We start from the raw sequence: 26,059 nt of genomic DNA on the forward strand, positions 1-26,059 counted from the left end.
ATTTCTTAACCCGGAGCCTGAAATCCCATCACCTGGAAGCGGGGCAGGTCGAGTGGTGCTGTAATTTTGACAGTGAGAATCTGATCGTAACCGATCATGATTTTTCGAGCACCCTGGCCATCGGGGGTATCGCGGTCGAGTAGCAGGATGCCAGCGGAGATCATGAAATTGCTGAATTGCATCGATTCGCCTAACTTATTGACGACAAACCCTTTGCGGGGAATTGTGTCGGGCCAGCTTTCAAATATGTTCCGCCAGTGATTGATCATTTCCATGACTGTTCGACTTTCCTGATAAACTCCATTTATAGCTGATGCAGAACAGTATAGAACTTTGAGAAATCCCGCAATTGAAGTCAGAAAATGATCCGATCACTTTCCGGTTGCTCGAAATTGTTGTGTGCGACATAATCCACCCGCCCCATCCTGTTTCCAGACAGGGAGTTGGGAGTAAATCTGTAACGTTCATGCGACTGAATTCCGTGCCTTATGAATGCGACCATACCCCAATCGGTATCCACTGAGACGAAAGTCGCAAAATCAGCCGACCTCAATGTACAAATTCCCCGGTCGCGATATGTCGTATTTCTAAGCCTGTTCGTACTCGGCACGTTCTGGGATTTGTACACGAAAGCGACCGTCTTTGAATCCCTCGGCTATCCCGGTGGAATCTCTACCTGGAAGCAGACCTTCCTGAATTCGTGGGTTCAATTCCGCTATTATACGAGCTTCAACGAAGGTGCTCTCTGGGGGATGGGTCAGGGCTACACGGCGATGTTCGCCATTCTTTCGATTGGAGCGGGAATCGGAATTCTGTGCTGGCTATTCTGGTTTCGAGCGGCCAAAAGTCTGTGGCTGACAATCACATTGGGACTGGTCATGGCAGGTACGATGGGAAATCTTTACGACCGGCTTGGCTGGCATGGCTATGAAGTCGCGGGTCGAAAAATGTTTGCAGTCAGAGATTTTCTGGCATTCACCTTCGGAAATTACCATTATCCGATTTTTAATTTTGCCGACGTCTTTCTTGTGACAGGGGCCATCATGCTGGCTTTCTATTCGATATTTCTGGATTTGCCCGAATCGAAGCCGAAAGAAAAATCGGCATCAACAGGAGAAGAAGCATGAGCTTCTTTTAATCCCAAGCGATAAACAACGACAAGCACGAAGCGCAAGCGAGTGTGTGTGAAATTGAAGTCGATAGACACAATCGCTTGAGCTTCGTGTTTGTAATTTCCGTTTCGAATAACCTATTCCGAAGGCAACTCGGCGGCTTCGGGGTCGTTGCCTTCTTTGGGGGATTTGAGGGTTTCCATCAGCAGTTCGTACCACTTGAGTGCTGGTTCGCGATCTTTGGCATAACCCCAGGTTTCTGTGATAATTGAGTTAAGAATCTCGGCTTCGCTGCGGATGGCCATTCTTTGAGATTCATTTGTGATGGAAGTCGCAACTCGTTTCATTGCTTTCAGAATCGTGATAATGACGGCGGGGTTATTGGCCGCGAAGATTCGGATTTGATGAAATGCGGTACGAAAAGCATCCTCGAAGTCATCTCGTGGGGCATAAAGCCGAACTTGATCGTCATCATCGAAAAACAGAGACTGCTGCGATTCCCGTTGACACATTCGCGCAAGTGTCGCGCCGAGATAATCGATGCAGGACATCGCGGTGTAGGGATCATTGATGCCTGGCGAGAGTGCGCGCAGGGCGATTTCCACCAGTTCCCGAAGAGCACATTCGACATCCTGACGGGGTGTTCGCTGCTTGCCTGTTAAAACCATCCCTGACATTTCATTTCGTGTTTCATCCGTCAGTTCGCTTTCGTGCATCACCCAGATGACCGGTTCGTGTGTGGTGACAAACTCTCCAGGCTTAGCCGAGAGCCTGAGAAAATAGTTTTTTCGAGCGGCTAAATTTGCCAGATCGTGATAGGCAATGGCCTGAACATAACCTTGTGATCCCACATAAACCGGTTCGCCACCTTCGAACCGCTCGGCATCCCATTCCCTGGATTTGAGTTTGGATTCGGGATCGCTTTCAGGAAAAAGACGTTCGATGCTGCTATCAAGATCCGAAGAGACGTCGCGAATGATCGTCTGCACCTGCATCAGTTCAGCAACGGCATAAATATATCGAATCAACAGGAGTAGACTGACAAGTCCGCTAACCAATCCCAGGAATACGGTACCCGGCATCAGACTGCGGTTACTGTCTGTTAAAGGGATTTGCCACAAGACAAGCAGGCAATACAATGTCGAACCCAAAAACGCGCCTAGGGTCCATTGCGTAATTTGTCGATTGGCAAAAATTCGAACAATCCGGGGGCCAAACTGAGAACTGGCTTGAGCGATCACGAGCATACTCACCGAGAACACAACACCGGAAACTGCAGATAGAATCCCGATCATAGATTGCATCAAACGAGCATCGGATTCCGGAGACAGCGTGTAAGGCAGCCATTCTTTAAGAACACTGCTGGAACTCATCTCGAGTCCGGGAAATAGGAATCCGGCGACAATCCCTACCAGAAGCATGAATGCGGGTATGACGCCAAAATTCGATTTCATCGAATCCCATAGATACGTAATCCAAGTCCACATTCTGCCGTCGTTCCTTGTTGAAATCTGCTAAAAGTCGTTATTCATATTGAGTTTATGACAGATATGGCAGAACACCACAGCGAACGAAAAGAAATTTGGACAATGCAAATGTCATTGCCCGAATCTTGCAGAATTAACTGGCGGTTGATGCTCAACCTGATCGTTTTTCACCAATGAGTGTCCAGTGTCGATCACTCGTTTGAGTGACATTTGCCTGCAGGTCGGAAATCTGCTCGAGCATCGATTCCACTTCTGAAATCGTCAAAGCGGCATGGAGTGACTGGCGGAGGAGTTGCTGCTGGAATTCGGTATCGTAAGCGGCGTGGAGTTGGACAAGCTTTTCGGCTTCTGAGACAGAATCGGGCCGAAGTAAATCGCGAACAAACATCTGGCCACAGGGTCGTAGCAGGCGAGTCGCCTCGACGAAAAATTGTTGAGGTTGAGGAATATGATGGACAATGCTGTTCGACATCAAAACGTCACAGGAGTCTGGTGAAAAAAAGGTCGCCGTTGCGTCTGCCGCTTGAAACTGAATACGATCTTCCAGGCCATTTTTGAGGACATGCCCACGGGCTGTTTCAATCATCTGCTCTGAGAGATCCACTCCCAGGATTGTTCCTTCAGCACATTGCCGGACAAATTCGAGGGGAATCAGGCCTGTACCAGTACCGAGATCGAGAATTCGAGAATTAGCCTGAATTTCGATGGCAGCGAGCAGGTCTTCGATGAATTTCTGGTTCACCTGACTGTGATCCATTGTGTCATAAGCTTGCACTTCCTCGGCAGTACTCATGACTTCCGGTTCAAGCGTTCGGGGGAGCATAGAGAAAAATCCTCAGGACGAGTCAATGGAGATTTGATGAATTTTTAGGAAAACGATCTGGATTCTTTGCGGCAATTCTTGATAGGATCAGGTTTTCACTCAGTAGATTGCGAATAAGGATATCTCGCAGCTCTCTATTATTATAGTCTTATCGCTGATTTTAAATGAACGTCTGTCAAGTCTCTGGATAAGATGTGACGTTAATTTTCAGGCCAAACAGGGAAGTGCGGTGCCGAAATGGAAGCCGATGTCGTCATTATTGGCGGTGGAATTGCTGGTCTTTGGACACTGGATGAATTGCTTCGCCATGGAGTGCGTGCCCTTCTGCTGGAAAATCGTGCACTGGGTTTTGGGCAGACAATTAGCTCTCAGGGCATTATTCATGGTGGCCTCAAATATTCACTCAAAGGTGTTTTAACGGCTTCTGCGGATGAAATTCGTGAGATGCCGCTCGTCTGGCGAGAATGTCTCTCTGGTCAGCGAGAACCAAATCTTTCGAAAACGGATGTGCGGAGTCATTGCTGCTATTTGTGGCAAACGCGGGCACTCTCCTCTCAAGCCGGCATGCTGGGAGCTCAGTTGAACCTGCGGATCAAACCAAAGAATATTCCCGATCATCATCGACCGGAAATCCTTCGCGACACTCCCGGGCATGTTTACCAGCTGGACGAACAGGTTCTTTCGCCAAGATCGTTGCTGAATTCGTTTCGCAGTCGTCTCTCGCCTTATCTTTTGCAGGTCGATGAAACCGATGGCGTGCAACTTCAGGTTGAAAAAACGGGAGCGATCTCTGCGATAACGATTCGGCATGACAATCGCGAAGAGACGATTACCTGCCGGGCAGTCATGATGTCAGCTGGAGTCAGCAATGCACTGCTGAGCGAACAATCTGGTCGAAAGCAGTCAATGCAGTTACGTCCGTTGCATATGGCGATGGTGAAAGGTCCGCTGCCGATGTTCCAGGGGCATTGTATCGATGGTGCAAAAACCCGGATGACGATCACATCGGAATATCTGGAAGACGGGGAAACGGTTTGGCAACTGGGAGGCAACATTGCCGAACAGGGAATTGGGCAGACCTCAGAAGATTTGATCCGGTTCGCGGCTCGGGAATTGAACCAGATTTTGCCAGCATTGGATCTCTCGAACCTGGAATTTGCCACGTATCTTATTGATCGGGCAGAGCGGAAAGTTAAGCTGGGGATGCGACCGGATACGCCTCAAATATTGAAGCACAAAAATATTTTGACCTGCTGGCCGACCAAACTGGCATTTGCCCCGCGTGTGGCTGAACGAATTCAAAAGTTGATACAGAAAGAGTTTGGGATCGAGAAGCACTCAGAAGAATGGGATATCGCCCCGCTTTCCGAGTGGAAAACGCCGGACGTGGCCGCTCCCCCATGGTCAAGAGCAGAAGTTTGGTACGACGCTCAGGGGCAAAGTCTTTCCGCATCAGGGACTCAAACACCATTCAAGCAAGCCAGTTAGTCGGTTCTGTCAAATTGCGCTCTGTAATTTCTGTCGGTCTGCCAGGGATTGGAAATCATAAGGAATGGAATCATGCAAAGCATAACTTTGGGCAAAACAGGTCTGGAGATCACTCCGGTCAGCTTTGGAGCCTTCAAGCTCGGACGCAATCAGGGCATCAAATATCCTCAAAGCTACGATTTGCCGAGTGATGCCGAGACCGAGCGAATTCTCAATCGCGTTCTTGACCTGGGAGTCGGACTGATTGACACGGCTCCTGCTTATGGACTCAGTGAGGAACGGATTGGGCAGTTTGTCAGCCACCGTCGGGATGAATTTTGCCTGTCGACGAAGACGGGTGAGACTTTTCTGAATGGCGAATCGCACTATGATTATTCTGCAGAAGGGACACGCCTGAGTGTTGAACGAAGTTTAAGAAGGTTGCGGACAGAGGTCCTGGACCTGGTGTTGGTTCACTCGAATGGGCGCGATATCTGCATTCAGGAGCAAACCGATGTCGTGCCGACTTTGCAACGACTTAAAGAGCAGGGTAAAATCCGTGCCATCGGTTTTTCCGGAAAGCAGGTCGCAGGAGCTCAGTTGGCACTCCATTGGGCGGATGTACTGATGATTGAATATCACATCGGCGATTCGAGTCACTCGCAAATTATTGAGGAGGCTCAATCCCGGGGGATCGGTGTGCTCGTGAAAAAAGGACTCGCTTCCGGACATCTGGCTGCCCAGGAAGCGATCCGGTTTGTGCTCGGAAATCGCTTTGTCGACAGTATGGTGATTGGTGGCATCAATACCGATCATCTCGCTGCAAATTGTCATATCGCCAATGGACTTTTCGGGCAATATGCGGCTTGAATTGCGACCATTTTCACTAGTGTTCGGTTAGTCACTGCACGTGAAAAATCTTCCAGAATCTTCAAGAAAACAGCGTTTATTTACTGTTAGAAATTCTGATTTTCTGTGTATAGTATCCATCAAGAAGAGCTGATCTTAAAAAAGCGGCTCGCTTGATCTCAACCTTGTTCAGCGAGAAGATTCTCTTTTCGCAACTGGTAGGCTCACTATTACAGCAGGAATTTATGGAAATGATGCGCAGGACGAATGTCTTAATGGCATGCATAGTGGCAGGGCTCGTACTTGGAATGATGCCGATATCGGCTCAAGCTCAGAAAAAACCAAAAGAAGAGATTCCTGTCCCGAAACGACCGATTAAAATCGCACCGGTCGATGATTCTCTGGAAATGCAGATCAAGCGATCAGCAGCCATCATCGACATGCTTGTCGAAACGAATTACAAAAAGCAGAATGTCCGTCCTAATCCGATGGCCTCTGATGAAGTCTTTCTGCGAAGAGTGTATCTGGACATCACTGGTACGATTCCCGACTATAAAAAGTCGCGTGCTTTCATTCGTTCTCGCTCGGCTGGCAAACGGACGCGAATGATTGATGATCTGCTGGAAGACGAAGGCTACGCCAGCCATCTCTACAACTACTTTGCCGATTTATTACGCGTGAATGATCGCGTTTCCAACAATGTGCCCGGCGAGCCTTATGCCGAGTGGGTCAGACGTTGCTGTGAAGAGAACAAGCACTACGACGATTTTGTGTATGAGATGCTGACCGCAGAAGGGAAAATCTACGAGAACCCGGCTGCTGGTTATATTCTGCGTGACTCCGGTATGCCGCTCGATGCGATGAATAACACGGTTCGCATATTCCTGGGAACCCAGGTTGGTTGTGCCCAGTGTCACGATCATCCCTTCGACAAGTGGAAGCAAAAAGAGTTCTACGAGATGGCGGCTTTCACCTACGGTGTGAATACGCGAATCAGTACGAACGATAAAATGTTTGGCGGCGGGAATGTCGTCAATCGGATGCGTGAAGAACTTAAAACGATTGATGAAAAGTACGATGGTGGTGGGAAATACAATCGCTTTCTGATTGCGAATCTGATTTCTGTGGGCGACCGAAACCGTACACTCGTGTTACCTCACGATTATCAGTACGACGATGCCAAGCCCAAAGAAAAAGTCGTACTACGTACGATTTTCGATCCTCAACCGATTGCCAAACCGGGTGATACACCGCGTATCACACTCGCCAAGTGGATGATCTCTCCAGAGAATCCCCGATTTACCAAAACAATTGCCAATCGGATGTGGAAGCGAGCGTTCGGGATTGGGCTCATCGAACCCGAAGATGACATGCACGATGATACCGTCGCTTCCAACCCGGAACTGATGGACTTCCTCATCAGTGAAATGAAGCGTCTGGATTATGATCTCAAGGAATTCATGCGGATCATTTACAACACGAAAGTTTATCAACGCGAATCGACTCATACCGAGTACGATCCAAGTGTTGCGTATCACTTCCCTGGACCCGTGTTGCGACGGATGACTCCCGAACAGGTCTGGGATTCCTTCATCACCCTGGCTGCCAAAGATCCCGAAGAATATCAGCGCGAACCAGCTGCGATTGAAGCGAATTTAATTAATGTCGATCTCTCCAAAGTGACTGCTCAGGAGATTTACGATCGCGATGTCGAACTACGCCGGGTGTCCGGCTACAAGTTCCGTAACGCGCGGGACAAAGTTTACAAGTATGAGGGTTTATTGTTGGTGCGAGCCAGCGAATTGCCTCAGCCGGTTCCGCCAGGGCATTTCCTGCGACAGTTCGGTCAATCGGACCGGGAAGTGATTCAGGGGAACTTTGATGCCGGTTCAGTCCCTCAGGTTCTGCAGATGTTCAATGGACCGCTCACTCACATGCTGCTGGCGCCGGCTTCGTATCTTCACTATAACGTCGTGAATGCCCGGACTCCAAGCGATCGTATTGATACGGTCTTCCTCAGCATTTTGAACCGGTTCCCCACAGATGAAGAACGGCTCGTTGCTGAAGACGAAATCAAAACCAATGGCCCCGCCGGTTACGGCAACGTCATCTGGGCATTGGTGAATACACGCGAATTTTTGTTCGTTCAATAAAACAGCGAAACAGCCTGCCTTGGTTTGAGGGCAGGCTGATTTCTCTCTTCCCATATACACTCTCATTGAGTTTAAGGATTATTAAGATGCTCAAAGATCTCATTTCATCGACGAGCGAACCGAATCGCCGTCAGTTTATGGAATACGCCGCCAAAGCCTGCCTCGGCGTGACTGCGTTTCCACTGCTCTCTCAGTCCGTCGTTTACGCGGCTCCCGATACCGCCAAAGCCAAGAATGTCATTTACCTGTTCATGTCGGGAGCGATGACTCATATCGACTCCTTCGATCTGAAACCTGGCCGTGAAGTTCAGGGCGAAACGACCGGAATCAGCACCAAAGTTCCCGGTATGAAATTCGGTAACAACCTACCAGGACTGGCGACTCAAGCTGATAAACTGGCTGTCATCAATTCGCTGTACACAGAAACGGGCGACCACGAAGGAGCCCGCTATCTGATGCGAACCAGCTACAAGCAAATCAGCACCATTCGCCACCCTCACATGGGTGCAATGGCAACCGAACAGCTTGGACGTCGCAACAAAATGCTGCCCGATAATGTCATTATCAATGGCGAAGCCCGTCATCCGGCCAACGGATACCTTGATCCTGCGACCAGTCCACTCCCCGTCGGCGATCCACTGCGAGGTCTGGAAAACACCAAGGCTCCTGAATACCTCAAGGAAGATTCCTTCAAACGCCGCATGAATTTGATTTCCAAGTTCGATAAGAATTTTCAAGCGAACTACAAGCAAACCAAAGTCGACGCCTACAACGATTTTTACTCTCAGGCAGAGACCCTCGTCTCCAGTGAAGATCTGAAAGTCTTTGACCTGTCCGAAGAGAAGCAGGAACTCCGGGACGAATACGGCATGGATCGATTCGGTCAGGGCTGTCTGCTCGCACGTCGTCTGGTCGAAAAGAATGTCCGCTTCGTCGAAGTCACCACCGGTGGCTGGGACATGCATACCGACATTTATGAACGACTTCCAGGCCGACTGGGCAATGTCGATAAAGCGATGACCGCACTATTGAAAGACCTCGATTCCCGCGGTCTGCTCAAAGATACGATGGTCGTGCTGACCACCGAGTTCGGTCGATCACCGAAAATCAATCAGAACGCCGGCCGCGACCATCACCCCGCAGCCTTCTCCAGTGTGATGGCTGGCGCCGGTGTCAAAGGTGGACAGGTTTACGGAGCCTCCGATGAAGACGGCAAATATGCGGTCGACAATCCGGTCGCTGTCGAAGACTTCAACGCCACCATCGCCTCGGCAATGGGCATGGACTTGAGCAAAGAAATCATCGCTCCTAACGGACGCCCCTTCCGCGTCGCCCACGATGGAGCCCCGGTGGATGAGTTGTTGAGCTAAGCCTTAGATGTGAAATTAACAGGGGGATTCCTTTCCGCGTGAAGAGGGATCCCCCTTTTTTGATTCATCGTCAGTAAATAGGGGCTTCTCTTCGAGAGCGCCCCTGCTGGACGTTGCTACGATTCTTTGAATATGCTTATGCAAGACCATCCGTAATTCCAACTCCCAGCCAGGAGAGACCATGATCTCAAATATCAGCCGTCGCTCGTTTATTCAGCATTCTGCAATTGCTGCCCTTGGTTCGGGGCTCATCCCGTCTGCTGTCTCAGCTGCGCCCAATGTTGAGAAAATGCGATTTGGGCTTGTCACCTATCTCTGGGGACAGGATCTGGATTTACCAACATTGCTGAGGACTTGTGAGAAATCCGGCATTGGTGGTGTTGAACTTCGCACCGAACATAAACATGGTGTCGAACCGAGCCTCTCTTCTCATGAACGGAGCGAGGTGAAAAAACGCTTTGCCGATAGCCCCGTGACATTAGTCGGCTACGGCTCCAATGCTCAGTTTCACGAAGCCGATCCGGCTAAAGTCAAAGCCAATATCGAACTGACCAAACAATATGTCCAACTGATGCACGATTGCGGAGGCAGTGGAGTCAAAGTGAAACCCAATGGGTTTTCACCGGATGTCTCTCATGAGAAAACGATCGAACAGATTGGTCAGTCTCTGAATATCGTTGCCCGCTACGCTGCCGATTTTGGTCAGCAGATACGAGTCGAAGCCCACGGTCGGGGCACCCAGGAACTCGATGTCATGCAGGCAATTTTTAAGGTCGCAGATCACAAAAATGCAACGGTGTGCTGGAACTGCAACACGGTTGATACCAACGGACAAGGTTTGGAGCACAAATTCAATCTGGTCAAGAATCGCCTGGGTGCTACAGTCCATGTGCATGAACTGAGAGCCGGCAGTTATCCGTATCAGGAGTTAATCAATCTGCTCAAAGGCGTCGACTATCAAGGCTGGATCCTCCTCGAAGCCGGCGGCAACCCCGATGACAAAGTCGCTGCTCTGACGGAACAACGCGCACTCTTCGAAAAGATGATTCGCTAAGTCATATTGGCGAAAAGATAGATTTCGCTTCTACAGTTTAATATTAAGTTATGCACAGCTTCAATTGCTGAAATAACACGGATTAGGGACTCTCAGACTACGATTCAATACCCTCAGCATCCTCTGCAGTCCGCTGAATTGACAGTGGCTCTTTGAATGTCATTGTGCGATATGGGAATGGAATTTCGATTTCTGCAGCATCCAGAGCCGATTTGATGGCAAAAATCACTTCGCTTCGGGTCTTCACTTCATCAACGGGACGAGGGTTCGCCCACCAGCGAATGAGAAAATCGATACTCGACGAGCCAAACTGCTGAGCGAACACTTCTGTCCCCCGCGATTGATCGATCAGCTTGCAGCCATCGACCGCTTTCTGCAACACATCTATGGCTTTGTCTAATGGGGTATCATAAGAGACGCCACAAACCACCGACATCCGTCGATGCTTTTCGTGCGTCATCACCCGGACTGGTTCTTTAAATAACTGAGCATTCGGCAGCGTTATCAACTGGCCATCAACCTGGCGAATGGTTGTCATGCGAATGTCAATATCCTGAACTTCTCCCTCGTTATCTCCGCAGGCGATGTAATCACCGGGATCAAAAGGAAATTTCCAGAGAATAAAAATCCCGGCAAAAAAGTTCTCGAAGATATCCTTGAATGCAAAGCCAATCGCGACCGAACCTAATCCGAGGACTGTAATTGCTTTCGAAGGAGTCATGCCGGGGAAGATGATGATGGCGACGATCATCAAGCCGACAACCCAGATCACAATTTGAATCAGCTGCCCGAATAACGACTTGAGTCCGGATCGCAAATTCGACTTACTCATCGACCATCTTACAATCCGACCGACGATATTTGCGATTAACCACGTTAACAACAAAACCACAAATCCTACGACCAGCAATGGCAAATGCACGAGAAAATCATCCCAGATCTTCAGCACACTCTCTACGATTACGCTGCCAGGATCTTCCTGAATTTTCTTCTGCAATTCCTCGGAAATCAGTTCTTCACCGCCTGCAGCTGAACTGGTCGATACTTCTGGTGCCTCGCCCTGCATAATTTTGGATACCACTTCTCAATACGAATGAATGGGGAAAACCACAAAAATTGCGGATAATGAGCTATTTTATTTGCATCACCCAGAAGTGCGACACCAGATTTCAGAAAGAAATTGAATTCTAACCCCTGTTCCCTGTGGTAACCGGAGTTTATCGAGACAATAAATTGAAGTAGGACGGCTAAGTGAGCGTAACACAGAACTCAACTAACGAAGTTCTCTGTGCCTCTGTGGTTTAAAATTCAGTTTTGTCAGACGTTCTTATTTCTCCGATTTTCAAATTGAACTTGTCGGAGATTCTGATGGACTCGTTGATGGTCGCGGGTGGCGCCAAAGAATATTTTCGCGGGTGCGGCGTCGTGAGCAATTCTTTTCAGCACAGCAACCGGCTGCAGTGGATGGTGAGTCTACGTCAATGCTTCACATGTTATTTCGTCTGGCCCAGAAACTCTGCCTCGAACTCTGAGAACTCCTGCTCCGAAAGGTGATAGCGAAATGCCTCGCGCAAACTGGCGAACTCCTCTCGGGTAAGCCATCGTGGAAGCTCGCGGCGAATCTTGGTGTGCCGTGGTAAATGTTCGTAAAACGCACAGACTGCTGCCGTCCCTGCATCGGAAAGGTATCGTCCCTGGCCAGGTGACTGCATACACCAGCGCGCATACTCAAAGATGCGACGAATCAAATCCTCGTCGCTGACGCGCTCGAACTCCGAATGCAAATCGATCCACAATGCCATAGGAGTGTCCGCAGTCTCAATAAGACCACGATACTCGGGCAGCTTTTCCAGTGCGATGCGTTTCCATGCGCTCATGATGTGTGAAATTCTGTGGAACACATTTTCTAATGATCGCGGGTGACCCAAAGGGAGTTTTCAGGTGAAGCCACAACCATTCATGCTTCAAGCATGGCACCCTGCTACCCCATCTGGAATCATTCTTTTTCAGGATCGAAGTAATATCCAGTGGGATGAACCCATTTTCGATCAGCCACAATTAGTGGAAGGAAGAACCAGCCAAACGGGTCCGCTTCAATAATATAATCACCAGAAATTGACTTGCGACGTTCCCAAATGATGCCGGCAGGAAACCAAACATAGAGATCCGTAATGGCCCAACCAGAGTCCAAACGAAGTTCACCGGATGGACGTCCATAATACTGACCGTTTGCAGAGAGAATCGAATACACCCCCACGTAGATCAACAAAACGAATGCAATCTTAAACGTTTTGCGTTCGAAAAACTTAGTTCGAGCGGGTTCCTTATTAATGTCATCTGATTCCACATCAGTAGAACTGTCAATTTGAGAATCATTTACTGACATAGAATTGTTTCTCCATTTACCATTTAAGACCGAATCTCAAAAGAACTCTAAGAGCCATCGTAGTTGATGGGGTCGAACGAAGTGATCCTCCAGGCTTAATCGACCTTCTGGAGGCTTCGCAGCGCTACGACCCCACCCACCCGTCGAGGGAGTATTCAGTTGAAGCCACATCGATTCATGCTTGCCCTGCTTCGCGATGCAAGCATGGCACCGGGCAAGCATAGTATTTGGCTACAACTCCACCCAATTTAATCGCCCGTTCTCATCGAAGGACAAGCCAATATTTTGTGGCACCTCAACGTCACCATTTGGTTCAGTTAAGACATGATAACCACGCGTCAATAGTTCCTGCACTACAGCTTCCTTGTTCCACTCCGTGATCGGACGATCGAACAGACAAGCGTCCTCCCGTTGATGGATTACCACCCAGTCCAACGTGCTGGTTGGCAAGGGAGCTCTCGTATCGCAATCGCTGAAGTGGAAGCGTAGTCCATGGAACAGCAGGGCATCGTTTAGATTTCCGCCCATCCAGTCTTCGTAGACTTGCGGCTCGCTGAATGCAGCCAAAACCTCGCCCGGCCGCATGCCAAGTCGAATTGGGCCAATTCCTTCACCGAGGCGAATATCGAGATGCTTTTTTATCGTAGTACCTCATGTAGTTGAACTAATTGATAGACAGTAGTTGAATATTGTCAAATACGGTTTGAAGTCCTATTGAACACCCTACATCATTTTGCATTGATTGATCACCGCCTGTCAATCATTGCATGTGCGTGGTCTTGTGAACTCTCCACGCCCATCACTTTGTTCTCGGACGTGCCACACTCAACCTTCAACTCTCAACCCAATCCCGGCTTGCCATTCCTCGCTGCACTCCTTACGGTTTGAGTCTCACAATTATATAGACTTTTCAATCGATTAAGGATTCTTCGATGTTGCCTCGCCCTGAAGCCGACTCGGCTATTTTGCTACTGATCCGTCACGGTGCGACCGAGGCGAATTTGAGACGGCCTTATATTTTGCAGGGGCGGACGCTCAATGGGCCGTTGAGTGAGACCGGGATTGAGCAGGTGACGAAAGCTCGCGATTTCCTGAAAGATTTTCCGATTGATGCCTGCTATGCCAGTCCGATGGTGCGGGCACGGCAGTCTGCGGAAATTATTGCGGAGCCGCACGGGCATGAGGTGCAGTCGCTGGAAGAGATTATCGAAGTGCACGTCGGCGACTGGGAATCGAAATCGTGGGATATCATTATGCAGGAAGATCCCGAACTTTATCAGCAGTTCATGAAAAACCCGGCGACCATTCCGTATAAGAATGGGGAGTCGTATCACGATGTTCAGCAGCGGATCGTCCCGGCTTTCAAAAAGCTGGCCGAGGAAAATCTAGGACGGATGATTACCGTTGTCGCTCACAATGTCGTCAACCGCACGCTACTTGCACACCTGCTCGACCTGGATCTGAAATATGCCAAAGATCTGAAGCAGAATAATGCCTGCGTGAATGTGCTGAAGTATTCGGAAGGCAAACTCAAAGTGGTGACGATGAACGGCGTGTTTCATCTGGGGGAAGCGTGAGAAAAGAAAGGTGAGCCGTGTCAGTCAAGGCACGGGTGGGTTCGCTTAGTCTATGACGAATTCTTGCAAATACCCCATAATCATCGTGTAAAAATTCGAGTCATGACGGACTTGGCTCGCCAGTTCAAGAATTGGCTATTGAGTCGCGAATTCTTTAGCGTAATATAAATCACCGCACCCTGCTCTTCACAAGAAAGTCTGTACTATTGTAGCTGGTGCCTTGACTGGGATTGAAGCCAAGATGAATTCGACACCGACTTTGACTAAAAAAGGCTGGCAGGATGTGAAGGATCGCTTTGCGGATCTGTCGTCCGGCAATTCGAAAGTCTCCAGTCTGCTATCGCAGGACCAGGAAAAGGTTCTGCAGACGATTGGTCAGATGGAGTACTGGCTGGACGATAAATTTCGTCTTCCCGGCACCTCGATTCGCTTCGGTTGGGATACGATTATCGGTCTGGTTCCTGGAGTTGGAGACGCTGTGACAGCCGCGCTTGCGATGTACCTTGTCTGGAACGCCCGTCAATTAAATATCGGTCGCTGGACTCAGTTCCGTATGATCAGCAATATTCTTTTCGATACGGTTCTTGGAGCCGTTCCGCTTGTTGGCGATCTGTTCGATGTCGCTTTCCGTGCGAATCGGAAGAACCTCAAGCTGATTATGAAAGAGCTCGACAAACGCAAATCGAAGAACGCCTGACAAAATCTTAACTCAAGCTTCGGAGAATTGTTTGCTCACCTTCTCTCCTTGGGGAGCGGTTTTCTTTCCTTCTCCTTGGGGAGAAGGGGCCAAAGGCCGGATGAGGGGATGCCTTGGACGTTCAATGTTTAATTCACCTCAAATTCCCCTCACCCTAAGCCTCTCCCCAAGAAGAGGGGACGATATCGGCTAAAGTTTTATTCGCATTTCTACGCTGATTCGAGCTGGTTTTGATAATCCTTGCATATTCCCATGAATCTATCGAGGATTTTATAGTTTGCTGAGGTAATAAGCTGTCATCAAGCAGTAAATCACCATGTGGAAGATCTCAGGCTTTTTTCATAGATACTGTTGCTAAAATCTCTTAAGATGACTTTGCAGTCGTTCCGCAAATAGAAATCTGAATGTGGGCAAGGCCGATTTTGTTCGCAAATAAATAAGAGGGGAAAGCCGATGGCTGGCTTGAAAGTTCCGTGTCCCAAGTGTCAATCTGTTCTGAAACTGAAAGACCGCAGTCTGCTCGGGAAAACAGGGAAATGTCCCAAATGTGGACATCGATTCGTCCTGACAGAACCTCAACCCAAGCCGGAACAACCCAAACCGATTCAAATTGAACTGGTCGAGGATCAACCGGCCTCTGAGCCTACGCCGCAACAGCCAGCAGCAGGCAAGAATCCAACCTGGCTTCCAGATGCTTCGCCTACTCCTCAGCCAACTCAACAAGAGGTAAATCCGCTCGGCAGTTTATTTTCCGAACAGCCACCTGCTGCGACTGCGAGCGACAATCCGCTGGGATTCCTGCAGGAAGAATCGCCACCGGCTGTGCCAAATCCCGTCCAGGAGTTTGGGAACGATGCCCCAGCCGATTCTTCTCCCGTTATTGCAGCAACCTCCGCTCCTGATTCAGAACCAGTCACAACATCGAGCAGAAGAAAAAAACGCCGTCGCCGCAGTTCCGGGGGCTGGATCACGATGGTGGTGATGCTGCTAGTTGTCGGCGGAGGAGGTTACTTTATCTATCAGCAGATGCAGCCGGGCCAAAGTGGACTGGTTCAAGTCGTCACGACTCCAGAGACTCCTGTGACACCAACAACTCCGACAGCCAATGTGCCTCCAACACGGGCGAATGTTCCGCCTCCGATTGCACAGGAGAAAAAATCGAGTGGCCGACCGATTCAGCTGTTGCACCTCCCTGCCGGAGTGAGAATTGCGATCAATCTCCGCCCAGCTGAGTTATGGAGTCAAGAGCAGCGAATGGCAGAGTTTCGTGCTTCACTCGGACCACTGGGGACCTGGCTGGAAACACAACTGAATGAATTCACGAAGCAGCGACCTGAAGAGATCGAAGAAGTTCTCGTGGGAATCATTCTCGGGCCACGCGGCACTCCGCCGGAATACTCGGCTGTCATCCACCTGAAAGAAGCGAAACCGAAAGCCGATTTGCTCACGACCTATTCCGGCACACCCTACGAAGAATTCAATACGAATATTCAAGTCATTGATGGCCGTGCCTATCAGATTATTGATGACAAAACGATTTCGTTCTGCCCGGAACAGTATGTTGACGACATGCTGACATTCGCAAAGTCGCCGGCGATTACCGCGAATCAAATCGAAGAAATCCTGACAGCGACTGACCGCGACAAATTATTTACCGTCGCCTTTGACCCGATGGATCTTGATCAGCATCTTGATACGCTGTTCCCGCAAACCGCTCAAATGGCGATTGAAAAAGCAATCCGCTGGTTAGGCGATGATGCCGCGGCTGCGACTTGGAGTCTGAATGTTGGCGAAGATTTTCAGACCGATCTGGCAATTCTCGGACAAACAACCTCCAAGCCGACAATGCTGAAAACAAAATATCAGGATCGATTGAACGCGGTTCCGGAATTGCTGCTCACTTCAATTCAGAAGATGGAACCTCAACGCTCCGGCTATCGAAAAATCATCGGTCGCTTCCCGGCCATGCTCAAGGTGCTTTCGATGACGACAGGGTTCGCTGTCGATCGGCAATTTGTCAAACTCGGTACGCTGCTCCCTCCCAAAGCTGGGCCGAATCTGGCATTGGGAACTTTGCTAGCCTGGGATGAATCGACTCGAACTGACTTCAACGCGGTAGCAGTCAGAGTCCCTGTCGTCGAAGAAAAACCGAAGACCTTTGCCGAGAAACTGGCCACCAAAATGGATGTCGACTTCCGCCGCACCCCTCTTCAGGAAGCAATTGCTTATATTGCTGAGGAATCGAAAATCTACACGGAAATAGATGGCGATGCCTTGAAACTGGCAGGTTTCACCAAGAATATGCCGCAAACGTATAAGGAAGAAAACCTGAATACGATTGAAGCCCTCTACACAATCATTCAGAAATATGAAGCTGAATCGGATCCACTGGTTGCCATCGTATCTGAAAAAGATAAGCGAATCACGATCATGACCGCTTCTGCCGCCAAAAAGCTAGGGTTGGAACCGTATGACTTCAGTAAATTGAAGAAGCCTTAATCCCGATAATTCACATTGACTGTGAATTGGTATTCTCATTGAAAACGCTATGAATTACTACAAGCACGAAGTGTAAGCGAGTGTGTTTTGATGCGTTGACTCCTCACTCACTCATTTGCGCTTCGTGCTTGTATAAAGGACTAACGAAAAACAGCCGGTCGACTTAACAGTCGAACCGGCTGTGCAACGTAGGAGTTTCCGCTGAAATTAGTCTGATGCACTTTTCTGCTATGACTATGACTATTGGCGTCCTTCAGGAGCAAACCAAGCGAGCTGAGTCTCCAGATACCAAGCGACAGCCCCAGTTCAAGCAGAATGCTTGTTACTGCGGTAAGCATAATACGGTAGTGGATTTCTGTGGGTTTAAAGTCAACTACCCACTACTTTTTCGAGGTCCGGCTCTAATGGCATCCGCCTCCGCGGCAGCTTCGGCAGCTATTACAGCTGCGGCATGAGCGACAGCTTCGGCAACTGCGGCAAGAACTGCAGCAGCGTCCTTGCGGGGCTTGCTTGTCTGATCGCAATTTGCCGACTTCTTTGACCAGTTTGATTCCGCTTGTCTTTGTGAAAGTTGTCATCGCTCTCTCGCTTTCGTCTTGTAAGGCTGAGTTTTGTTTTTTGTTTGATTCCCGTTTGGGTGATACTTTTACAGCGAAAACCGAGGCGGGCAGGGGACATGGTTTTTGAAAGCGGAATGAGGAAAGCGGAAAGCCGGCGAGGGGAGACAGTTCGATGGAAAACATTTGTGGGTTTGTGTCCACTGTCGATTTCGGAGATTTCCCGCCTGAGAATTTGTTGCAAATATTAACTGACAATCGATTTACGGAGAATGAGACATTTTGGCGAGATCAGTTTGTTCTCCAAAAAACTGATCTCGCCAGACCCTCACGGCTTTTGTTAACATCCTGTTCAGGTGAGGGCTCCGTCGGGAGTGATCTCACATTCAGAAAATGGATTTTCTGACCTCAATTAATTTTGATGTGTGGCAAGGATGTTGTTCTCTCCCTATGTTGACCACGTTTGAACGCCAACTGTTCCGTCAGTTTCTGATGGTCAATGCGATCTACCTTTGCGTGATTCTGGGATTGTTTACGGTCATCGACCTGTTCGATAACGTGGACGATTTTGTGAATCATACCGAAGGGGGAATGCTGCAGATTGCGCTGGCGGTTGTCACCTATTACGGGCATGTCGGACTCTTCATTTTCGATTCTGCAGCCATCCCGATGATTTCCATGTCGGGGCTGACGGTCCTGTTACTGCTCAAACGCCGCGGTCAGCTCAAGCCGTTTCTTTCTGCTGGAATTCCCACTTATCGCGTTCTGGCTCCCGCATTATTGCTCGGAGCAGGGGTGATGGTCGGCTTGAAAATGGTCAATCGCGAGGTGTTTCTTGGCAGTGCGGTTCATCATTTACATGCACAAAGGGGATCTTCGGCCGATACGCTGCAGATTATTGCTCCACGATACGATCACGCTTCGCAAATTCTGATCGATGGTTGGGCCGTGTTTCCAGAATCGAACCGGGTTGAACAAGCTGCGTTCGTGCTTCCGCCGGAAATTGCCGGGCAGGACATGGTCTGTCTGAAAGCGGCTCAAGCAGAGTTCTATCCGAAGCAGGGGAAACGACCTTCTGGTTGGCTATTACGAAGTGCCGATCCGCCACTCTCCGAAATTCCGTTAACGGATCTCGGCAAAACATTTGTCCTCCGTTCGAAGCAGGAGGAGAACATTTTTGTTGTCAGTGATGTTACTCCCGACCTCATCTACAAAGCCAAGGAATCGAGCGGGTTCCTCAGCACGCCCCAACTAATCGACCGCATCAATTCGCCAGCCATCGACAACAATACGGCTCGCGATCTCGAATTCAATTTTCATGTTCGGTTACTCGAACCGTTACTGACTGGCTTGATGATTTGCATTGCAATTCCGGTCATTTTGCAGAAAGAGAGCCGGGGCATGATCGTCAATGCGGGTGAGTGCGGTTTCTGGTTATTCACCATCATTGGCAGTACCTATGCCGTCCGTTTTCTAACTGCTCTACAAGTCGCCGAACCGGTTCAGGCGGCATGGATACCAATATTTTTTGCAACACCATTAACGGTCTGGATGCTTGAACGCGTCGAGACATGACTGAATTACTAGTTGACCACATCAGGCCATGCCTGATCGACATTACCACCCAAACCTATTTTTAACCCAACCGAATAACATGATGACCTCCTCATCGAATAAAACTCCGTCTAACAATGCACTCCGACAACAGATCGAGAAATGGAAGTTCTCCATTGCTCAAAGTCCTGTCGTGTGGTTGATTGGTGGACTGCTGGCTGTCCGGCTGCTGTTCATTCTGTTTTCGCCGGTCGATCTGATTGCCGATGAATCCTATTACTGGGATTGGTCGCGGCGTCTCGATTACGGCTACTACAGCAAGCCGCCGATGATCGCCTGGGTGAACTGGCTTTCAACATCTTTGCTCGGCAACAATGAATTTGCCGTTCGTTTACCGGCTGCCTTGCTGGGAACATTTGGGCTGGTGTTTGTGTATCAACTGGGAGCCCGGATGTTTTCGCATCGTGTGGGTCTCGTCTCGGCGATTCTACTGGCGTTGACTCCCGGTCAAACCGCTCTCAGCTTTCTGATGACGATCGATGCTCCGTTCCTGTTCTTCTGGGCAGGCTCTTTGTATGGCTTCTGGATGCTCACCTCCGCCGAACAAACCGGCTGGAAATGGCCTGTTTTTACTGCTGTTATGATTGGGCTGGGAATTCTATCCAAGCAGACAATGCTCGGTTTCTTCCCGCTGGCAGGGCTGTTTCTACTGATCACCCCCGAACGTCGAGCGATGTGGGGATCGGCCCGTGTCTGGTTGACGGCTCTGGCATCGCTTGCATTTTTGACGCCCGTGATCGTCTGGAATATGCAACACGATTGGATCACGCTCGAACATACCGCCTCTCACTTTTCTGAAAATTCAACGACGTGGATGACACAATTCGCGCGCTTCGGCGAGTTCTTTCTAGGGCAGATCGGCGTTGTCAATCCTGTGCTCTGGTTTGCGATTGCGTTCACTTTGATCGCAGCTGTCCGGCAGTTCCCGAAATTGACGGCAGCTGAGCGATATCTGCTCTGTTTTTCTGGCGTTCCACTGGTTGCAATTTTCGCTTTGAGTGCGACCCGAAGACTCGAACCGAACTGGCCAGCGGCTTGTTATCCTGCAGGCGTAATTCTCACCACGGCTGTCTTTTTCGGACGCTCGACGCTGACCAATGTGTTCCGGAATCGCGATTTAATTTTCGCCCGCTCCTGGAAGACAGGGCTTGTCTGCACGCTATTGACCTATGCTGCCATCACGATTGTGCCGAACTCTCCGCTCGCCGGTAGTCCGGTCGATATCACCTGTCGACTGCGAGGCTGGAAACAACTGGCACACGAGTTTGACGAGCTGACGAAAAACGAGCCGGCTCTCAAACGGAGCAAAAATCCGCTCATTATTTCGACTGCAGGACGAGACATTACCAGTGCGCTCGCCTTTTATCTGCCCAAAAACCCGCTCATTCCCCACTGGTCGCAAGATGGCGCCGGGGTCCTCTGTCAGTATGATTTGTGGGAAAAACCGAACCTGAAGGCTCGCTCAGATGCGATTGTCATCACTCAAGTGGACCCGAATCTCCCGAATTCTCTTAATAATTCGTTTTCTACCTGGACATCCCTGGGAACCATTGAAGTTGAGCTGGGGGGAGGCCGAAAACGAGAGTATGAAGTGTATCGCACTTCGCATGCTCCTCTTCCAGAATCTACTCGGGTTGAAAACGTGGCTATCAAGCCACAATCGAAAGTTGTTCAATAATACCCTTCATCCGTATGACCAATCTCATCAATAATCATCGACAATGAACACAGAATTCCTGCGGACATACGGCCGGGCCTCGCGAGTTATCCACGCTCGTTTTCCAATCATCTTTCCGATGATTGCACTATTGATTGTCACCGGGCTCCTGGAATTGACTGGGCTCGATCTGGCGATCTCGTCACTGTTTTATGATGTCCAAACAGAATCCTGGCCACTCTCGGATGCGGAGCCGTGGCAGACCATTGATGAATATTTCATCTTCCCCGGAGTAATTCTGGGGATCATCGCCACCATCGCTGGAGCGATCGCCTGTATTCGCTGGCAGTGGAATGACCGGGCACGAGCGGCTGTTTTACTGACTTGGGTCCTCATTATAGGTCCCGGTCTGCTCGTCAATGCGAGCCTGAAACCATTTTTCAGCCGACCGCGACCTCGGGAAGTGACCGAACTGGGCGGGCCGAAAACATATCAGCCAGCCTTCGGCTTCGGCGATCAAGTCCATCACAACTCGTCGTTTCCATCTGGTCATGCCTCAATCGGCTTCTTTCTGATCGCTCCTGCGTTTACCTGCCGGAAACGAGCCTGGCGAATCGGCTTGCTCTCAGCCGGCCTGTGTTACGGCAGTCTGATGAGCCTTTCTCGCATCGTTCAGGGCGGCCACTATCTGAGTGACACAATCTGGTCGCTGGGCATTCTCTACGTCACTTGCTGGGCGATGGCGACTTTGATTTTAGCCGTGCAGTATCAACGGACACGACCTTTCGTGTTGGCAATTCCGGATGAAGCTCCCCAAATCCTGCGTAAAGCCGCTTAACAAGGCGAGCCGTGCCAGTCATGGCACGGGTGGGTCCGGGTCATCATGTGCAATTTCTATTCACTGATACTCACAAGGATCGTGAGAAAACCCAAGTCATTACTGACTCGGCTCGCCTGTGAATTGATTACCATTCCATGCCTTCGGCAGCAAGAATCATTGATTCCTTGTTGATTTGCGTTTACGGTAGAGGAGAGACAGAGCTATTTTCTAGCCCAGAAAGCGTGAAGCAATGGTGCAGCAATCATTTGTCGGCTGGATGTTATCTTCTCTGGGGATTTTCAGTCTGCTGATTCCGCTCTCGGCTTTGATCAGCCTGGCGATGATTCTGACGCTCCTGATACGAAGTCGGGGATCGATGTCGGCGGCTGCGATTATTTTGGTGGTGCCTGTGCCGCTTCTGCTTGGGATGATCGCCTGCTTTCAGGGAGCCATTGAGGCGTTCCAGGTGATTGCCCAAAGTACAGTCTCTCCCAAGCCTGCTGATCTGGCCGATGGCATCTCGACCAGTCTGATGGGCATGATGGCAGGACTGCTGTGTGCCGTTCCCGGCCTTATCGTCGCCATCCTGGGTTGCTTCTATCGTGCAATGACGGCTCGGCCTGTCGAGGTTCATGCAGAGGATTTTTGAACTGATAAACTCGGGTGGCGGGGGCGCTCCGCATTAGCGGAAGCCCCCGGATTTTCGTTGATTCGGGGGCTTCTCTTCGAGAGCGCCCCCGCCACCCTGCCGCATTACTCTTTTGATGCTTCCGGCTGGAACTCCGTCCATCTGCTCCAGGCGTAGGTCCATTCCATCCACATGCGGAGGAGGGACCAGAGGAGTCGCATTTTGGCGAGGTTCTGGGCGTCGAGTTTTTCCTGATTGGCGACCGAGCTTTGAGCCGCCTGATCGAGTCCCCAGCGGCTGGCGAGTTGTTTGCAAAGTTCGTCGGCTGTTAAATCGTGCTCGGCATCTTCTTCGAGATAGCCGGCTCCGTGAGCGGTGACGAACAGTTCGAACAGATCGCTGCGGGCAGGGTCGACTTCCAGCGGCAGCGAAGCTTCCTCGGCTCGACGCAAAACGGCATCGACCTGAGTCAGGATGACACTGTAAAGCGGAGCGGTCAGGGGATCGACGGAAGGTTGGGTCATATCGATTTTATTTCAGGAGTGCATAGAGTGAGTGATCCGGAACGGTGTGAATCCCTCCAGCAAACCGATTTTTTCAATGAGATGCAAGTCTATGGGCCATGTAGGCCAAGAGAATACAGAAATCAAATCAGTTAGTGGGATAAAACAAGCACGAAGCGCCAGCGAGTGTGTTCTGATGAGTCGATACACTCGCTGGCGCTTCGTGCTTGTAAAACTATCCTGTATTAGATGCAAAGAATGAGCTGAGAATCTGGGGGCTGCACTTCGCTCCGACCCCTGCCACCCAACTACGGAGACTCTAACCACTCATCTCTAACCTGAATTACCAGTTGATCTTTCGGTAAATCGCCAGCAGTTTCTCGCCTCGATGGGGGTTTAGCTGTTGCACAAAGGCGATGCGGCCTCGCAAATGGGCCTGATAATGTTCGTGCTGGTCGTGGTTTTGGGATTCTGGACCGAAGCGGACGCAATTGTGGAGGGTGGCTTTGAGGCGGTCGTATTCTTTGCGGGGGATGTTTGTTTTTTCGTTAACGACGACGCCCGTGACCCGTTGTTGAGACATCGGACGGATGATTTTCTTCTTTTTGGCATTCAGAACGAAGCGTTCCTGGCGGATGATTTGTCTTGCCAACGGAATGAACAGCCGCAGGGAATGGCGGAAGCGTTCATCTCCGGAAATCGTCAGGTCGTCGCCATAGCGGGTGTAGTTGGCATTGAATGATTTTGCCAGTCCCGACAATCGGACATCGAGCGAAAAGGCGACCAGATTCGCCAGTGCAGGCGAAGTTGATGCTCCTTGAGGGAGGTGCCGGGGAAGAAAGAGAGAAAACAGCTTTGGTTGTCCGCCAGGGAATTGCAGATTTCCGGGGATGGCGGAGGTCGTTAATCGAGCCAGCCAGAGGCTGATTTCCCGGGAATAGCCCAGGCTGCGGAAGATGGCGACAACGCGGGAGAAGCGGACGCGGGTGTAAAAATTATCCAGGTCGAGTTTCACGAGCACAGCCTGACCGACGTGCGGCTCGGCATTGGTGACAATCGAACGCCCCGTGCGAAAGCCGTGAGCGGCTGCGTGAGGCGGAATCTGTTCGAGGATTTCATCGAGAATCTGTTCCTGAGCCTGTCGCAACATCGGGAGGGGAGATTCAATCAGTCGATAACCACCGCTCCGTTTTTCTTTCCAGCTGTATCGATAATGAGCCTTGCGGGCATCGATGGGCCGTTTGCCTTCGGAAAATCGATCGGTCAACCAACCAAGTTGTCCGAGTGATATCTGTAACCAGTCTGCCAGATCAGCCGGCGTGACAATGTGAGGCAAGTCCCAGTTGTTGAGCAGTTCGGGTTGTACATCCTGAGTCAGATCCAGATAGGAATCTGGAGACATGATATACGGCAACGCCAAGGCATACTTCTTGGGTCCAGCGGTTTCTTCGCCATTGTGAGTTGTTTGCCGGATACGTTTTCGACGAAGCGGTACGAGGACTGGCCAGTGCTGCTCACGTTTTACGTGATCACTGATTTGTGACTCAGGGTGAGTTTCCGGTTCAGTGGGCGCAAGTGTGCTTTGAAAGCGTGTATCATCGGGCGTGCGGGAGTATTTGTCGGCTGTGGATTGAGCCGAACCTCCGAAAAACAATCGCTTCAGGAATTCAAGAAAGCGCATAAGCAGGTCGTTGACTAACGGTATTGCTGACAAGCAGTAGATGTGAATGAAGTTGCAAGACCGAAGATTCCGTAGAGCTTACTGAGATAAACGCACTGATATCGACTGGCGTCCCGGGAAAAGTAAAACAATCACAGCACGGCGGCGGATAACCGATCCTGTCGCGAATGAAGCTGTGGCTTGTCGTCCAAGCCACGGCTTCATTCCTATCGAAATGTCAACAATCATTCGACCATGGGGTAACCCCACAGCGCTTGCCGAAGCAAGCCGAGCTTATGCGATCACCGTGCTGTGATTGACGCATTCTAACGCGATTGACTAAGGATCCGTCAACACATCTTGACGTATTCACGTAAGAAAATTTGAGAAGTCGCCCAATTTTCAGAATTCGAAGAGCGGAGGGAATCCCACGGGAAGCGACAGCATCACTACGTTTTCTCACCTGCCAGAGCAATTGTGGCGACACACAGACCTGCCAGAAGCCCGACCACTGTCCCGAGAATCGTGTATTCGGAATCACATAGATATGTCGACCACATTCCGATCAGTGAGAATATTGCAGCGGAGGTAACCCAGATGATTTTGTTGACCATAGATGTTGACTTGCCAGTAAAGAGGGATTCGTAGAGTGAAAGAAATTATGACATCATGAGTTGAATCATGAAAACGAGAGCGATATGAATCCCCAAATAGATTGCAGCAGCGGTGTAAGCTCTCTGGAAACTCATTCCACACATGGCAGATATAACCAGACCAGCAACTGCGGCTCCGACAGCCAGGCCAACAAAAAAGAATTCGGGTCCGATGATCGCATTGACAATTGCGGCAGGTACGAGGGCAGACAAAACGCAAATTCCAGAGGTGAACCAGCCAGGAAAGTCCCAATCTTCCATGGCCGCAATGACAATGCCTAAGATGCCTGCTCCAATAATCAATCCGAACATTTCTCTCTCCACGGAATAGTAAGTCGTTATTTATGAGATCGTGTGAAGTGATGAACGTAAACTTCCTATCGTGAGATGAATGAAATGCTTACGTTCAGGAAAATTTTCAGGAGTAGTTTTCTGAGGAAATTCCAATTCCCTGCAAATCCCGATTTCCAAACCCCTCAGCACTACCCATTTT

General features: G+C 50.0%; 24 protein-coding genes. 13 read left to right on the plus strand and 11 right to left on the minus strand.

Annotation, left to right across the window (positions count from 1 at the left end; translation table 11 throughout):
* Nucleotides 1-5 precede the first annotated feature (5 nt).
* Entirely contained in the window at nucleotides 6-275 is a 270-nt protein-coding gene (locus Pan54_RS20070; protein WP_146505177.1) for a hypothetical protein, read from the minus strand.
* 213 nt (nucleotides 276-488) lie between these two features.
* Here Pan54_RS20070 and Pan54_RS20075 point away from each other — a divergent pair, with 213 nt between their 5' ends.
* Nucleotides 489-1,127: a signal peptidase II gene (locus tag Pan54_RS20075; RefSeq protein WP_146505178.1), complete on the plus strand. Its 639-nt coding sequence runs from the start codon at nucleotides 489-491 to the stop codon at nucleotides 1,125-1,127.
* Nucleotides 1,128-1,249: 122 nt separating this feature from the next.
* On the opposite strand, the gene Pan54_RS20080 is transcribed toward Pan54_RS20075, so the two are convergent.
* Together Pan54_RS20080 and Pan54_RS20085 are read right to left on the minus strand one after the other, a co-directional pair.
* Nucleotides 1,250-2,599, minus strand: a complete 1,350-nt coding sequence (locus tag Pan54_RS20080) for a DUF2254 domain-containing protein (protein ID WP_146505179.1) — start codon at nucleotides 2,597-2,599, stop codon at nucleotides 1,250-1,252.
* Between the two features lie 151 nt (nucleotides 2,600-2,750).
* Nucleotides 2,751-3,422, minus strand: a complete 672-nt coding sequence (locus tag Pan54_RS20085) for a class I SAM-dependent methyltransferase (protein WP_146505180.1) — start codon at nucleotides 3,420-3,422, stop codon at nucleotides 2,751-2,753.
* A 237-nt stretch (nucleotides 3,423-3,659) separates the two neighbouring features.
* Between Pan54_RS20085 and Pan54_RS20090 the strand changes: the two genes are divergently transcribed.
* The 5 genes from Pan54_RS20090 (at nucleotide 3,660) to Pan54_RS20110 (ending at nucleotide 10,315) form a co-directional block, all read left to right on the plus strand.
* Nucleotides 3,660-4,910 (plus strand): FAD-dependent oxidoreductase, encoded by a 1,251-nt coding sequence (locus Pan54_RS20090; protein WP_146505181.1) that lies wholly within the window; start codon nucleotides 3,660-3,662, stop codon nucleotides 4,908-4,910.
* A 72-nt stretch (nucleotides 4,911-4,982) separates the two neighbouring features.
* Entirely contained in the window at nucleotides 4,983-5,759 is a 777-nt protein-coding gene (locus tag Pan54_RS20095; protein WP_146505182.1) for an aldo/keto reductase, read from the plus strand.
* Between the two features lie 230 nt (nucleotides 5,760-5,989).
* A complete protein-coding gene (locus tag Pan54_RS20100; RefSeq protein WP_146505183.1) occupies nucleotides 5,990-7,891 on the plus strand; it encodes a DUF1549 and DUF1553 domain-containing protein in 1,902 nt (633 codons plus the stop codon).
* A gap of 86 nt (nucleotides 7,892-7,977) precedes the next feature.
* Nucleotides 7,978-9,261, plus strand: coding sequence for a DUF1501 domain-containing protein (locus tag Pan54_RS20105; RefSeq protein ID WP_146505184.1), 1,284 nt, complete (start codon nucleotides 7,978-7,980; stop codon nucleotides 9,259-9,261).
* A gap of 181 nt (nucleotides 9,262-9,442) precedes the next feature.
* On the plus strand, nucleotides 9,443-10,315 hold the full coding sequence (locus Pan54_RS20110) for a sugar phosphate isomerase/epimerase family protein (protein WP_146505185.1): 873 nt from the start codon (nucleotides 9,443-9,445) through the stop codon (nucleotides 10,313-10,315).
* A gap of 97 nt (nucleotides 10,316-10,412) precedes the next feature.
* On the opposite strand, the gene Pan54_RS20115 is transcribed toward Pan54_RS20110, so the two are convergent.
* From Pan54_RS20115 to Pan54_RS20130, 4 genes are all read right to left on the minus strand, one after another.
* Nucleotides 10,413-11,381: a mechanosensitive ion channel family protein gene (locus tag Pan54_RS20115; protein WP_146505186.1), complete on the minus strand. Its 969-nt coding sequence runs from the start codon at nucleotides 11,379-11,381 to the stop codon at nucleotides 10,413-10,415.
* A gap of 427 nt (nucleotides 11,382-11,808) precedes the next feature.
* Nucleotides 11,809-12,192 (minus strand): hypothetical protein, encoded by a 384-nt coding sequence (locus Pan54_RS20120; protein WP_146505187.1) that lies wholly within the window; start codon nucleotides 12,190-12,192, stop codon nucleotides 11,809-11,811.
* 119 nt (nucleotides 12,193-12,311) lie between these two features.
* Entirely contained in the window at nucleotides 12,312-12,701 is a 390-nt protein-coding gene (locus Pan54_RS20125) for a hypothetical protein (protein ID WP_146505188.1), read from the minus strand.
* 231 nt (nucleotides 12,702-12,932) lie between these two features.
* Entirely contained in the window at nucleotides 12,933-13,268 is a 336-nt protein-coding gene (locus tag Pan54_RS20130; protein ID WP_146505189.1) for a hypothetical protein, read from the minus strand.
* Between the two features lie 365 nt (nucleotides 13,269-13,633).
* Here Pan54_RS20130 and Pan54_RS20135 point away from each other — a divergent pair, with 365 nt between their 5' ends.
* From Pan54_RS20135 to Pan54_RS20165, 7 genes are all read left to right on the plus strand, one after another.
* The gene (locus tag Pan54_RS20135; RefSeq protein ID WP_146505190.1) at nucleotides 13,634-14,278 is read left to right on the plus strand and encodes a histidine phosphatase family protein; all 645 of its coding nucleotides are present in this window, start codon (nucleotides 13,634-13,636) and stop codon (nucleotides 14,276-14,278) included.
* 241 nt (nucleotides 14,279-14,519) lie between these two features.
* Nucleotides 14,520-14,975 (plus strand): DUF4112 domain-containing protein, encoded by a 456-nt coding sequence (locus Pan54_RS20140; RefSeq protein WP_146505191.1) that lies wholly within the window; start codon nucleotides 14,520-14,522, stop codon nucleotides 14,973-14,975.
* 453 nt (nucleotides 14,976-15,428) lie between these two features.
* Nucleotides 15,429-17,474 carry a hypothetical protein gene (locus Pan54_RS20145; RefSeq protein WP_146505192.1) on the plus strand — a complete coding sequence of 682 codons (2,046 nt, stop codon included), beginning with the start codon at nucleotides 15,429-15,431 and terminating at the stop codon, nucleotides 17,472-17,474.
* A gap of 1,007 nt (nucleotides 17,475-18,481) precedes the next feature.
* Complete coding sequence (locus Pan54_RS20150) at nucleotides 18,482-19,606, plus strand: LptF/LptG family permease (RefSeq protein WP_165441880.1); 1,125 nt, start codon at nucleotides 18,482-18,484, stop codon at nucleotides 19,604-19,606.
* 79 nt (nucleotides 19,607-19,685) lie between these two features.
* Nucleotides 19,686-21,323, plus strand: coding sequence for an ArnT family glycosyltransferase (locus Pan54_RS20155; RefSeq protein ID WP_165441881.1), 1,638 nt, complete (start codon nucleotides 19,686-19,688; stop codon nucleotides 21,321-21,323).
* Between the two features lie 43 nt (nucleotides 21,324-21,366).
* On the plus strand, nucleotides 21,367-22,140 hold the full coding sequence (locus Pan54_RS20160) for a phosphatase PAP2 family protein (protein ID WP_146505195.1): 774 nt from the start codon (nucleotides 21,367-21,369) through the stop codon (nucleotides 22,138-22,140).
* 232 nt (nucleotides 22,141-22,372) lie between these two features.
* Entirely contained in the window at nucleotides 22,373-22,771 is a 399-nt protein-coding gene (locus Pan54_RS20165) for a hypothetical protein (protein ID WP_146505196.1), read from the plus strand.
* Nucleotides 22,772-22,875: 104 nt separating this feature from the next.
* Here Pan54_RS20165 and Pan54_RS20170 read toward each other — a convergent pair whose 3' ends face one another.
* The 4 genes from Pan54_RS20170 to Pan54_RS20180 all read right to left on the minus strand — a co-directional run bounded on the left by Pan54_RS20170 (nucleotide 22,876) and on the right by Pan54_RS20180 (nucleotide 25,878).
* Nucleotides 22,876-23,274 carry a hypothetical protein gene (locus Pan54_RS20170; protein WP_146505197.1) on the minus strand — a complete coding sequence of 133 codons (399 nt, stop codon included), beginning with the start codon at nucleotides 23,272-23,274 and terminating at the stop codon, nucleotides 22,876-22,878.
* A gap of 322 nt (nucleotides 23,275-23,596) precedes the next feature.
* Nucleotides 23,597-24,934 (minus strand): reverse transcriptase family protein, encoded by a 1,338-nt coding sequence (locus Pan54_RS20175; protein WP_146505198.1) that lies wholly within the window; start codon nucleotides 24,932-24,934, stop codon nucleotides 23,597-23,599.
* Between the two features lie 428 nt (nucleotides 24,935-25,362).
* Nucleotides 25,363-25,527, minus strand: a complete 165-nt coding sequence (locus Pan54_RS25945) for a hypothetical protein (RefSeq protein ID WP_165441882.1) — start codon at nucleotides 25,525-25,527, stop codon at nucleotides 25,363-25,365.
* 45 nt (nucleotides 25,528-25,572) lie between these two features.
* Nucleotides 25,573-25,878 carry a hypothetical protein gene (locus tag Pan54_RS20180; RefSeq protein ID WP_146505199.1) on the minus strand — a complete coding sequence of 102 codons (306 nt, stop codon included), beginning with the start codon at nucleotides 25,876-25,878 and terminating at the stop codon, nucleotides 25,573-25,575.
* Nucleotides 25,879-26,059: the final 181 nt, after the last annotated feature.

Origin of the sequence: Rubinisphaera italica (genome assembly GCF_007859715.1) — a bacterium.
Lineage (GTDB): Bacteria > Planctomycetota > Planctomycetia > Planctomycetales > Planctomycetaceae > Rubinisphaera > Rubinisphaera italica.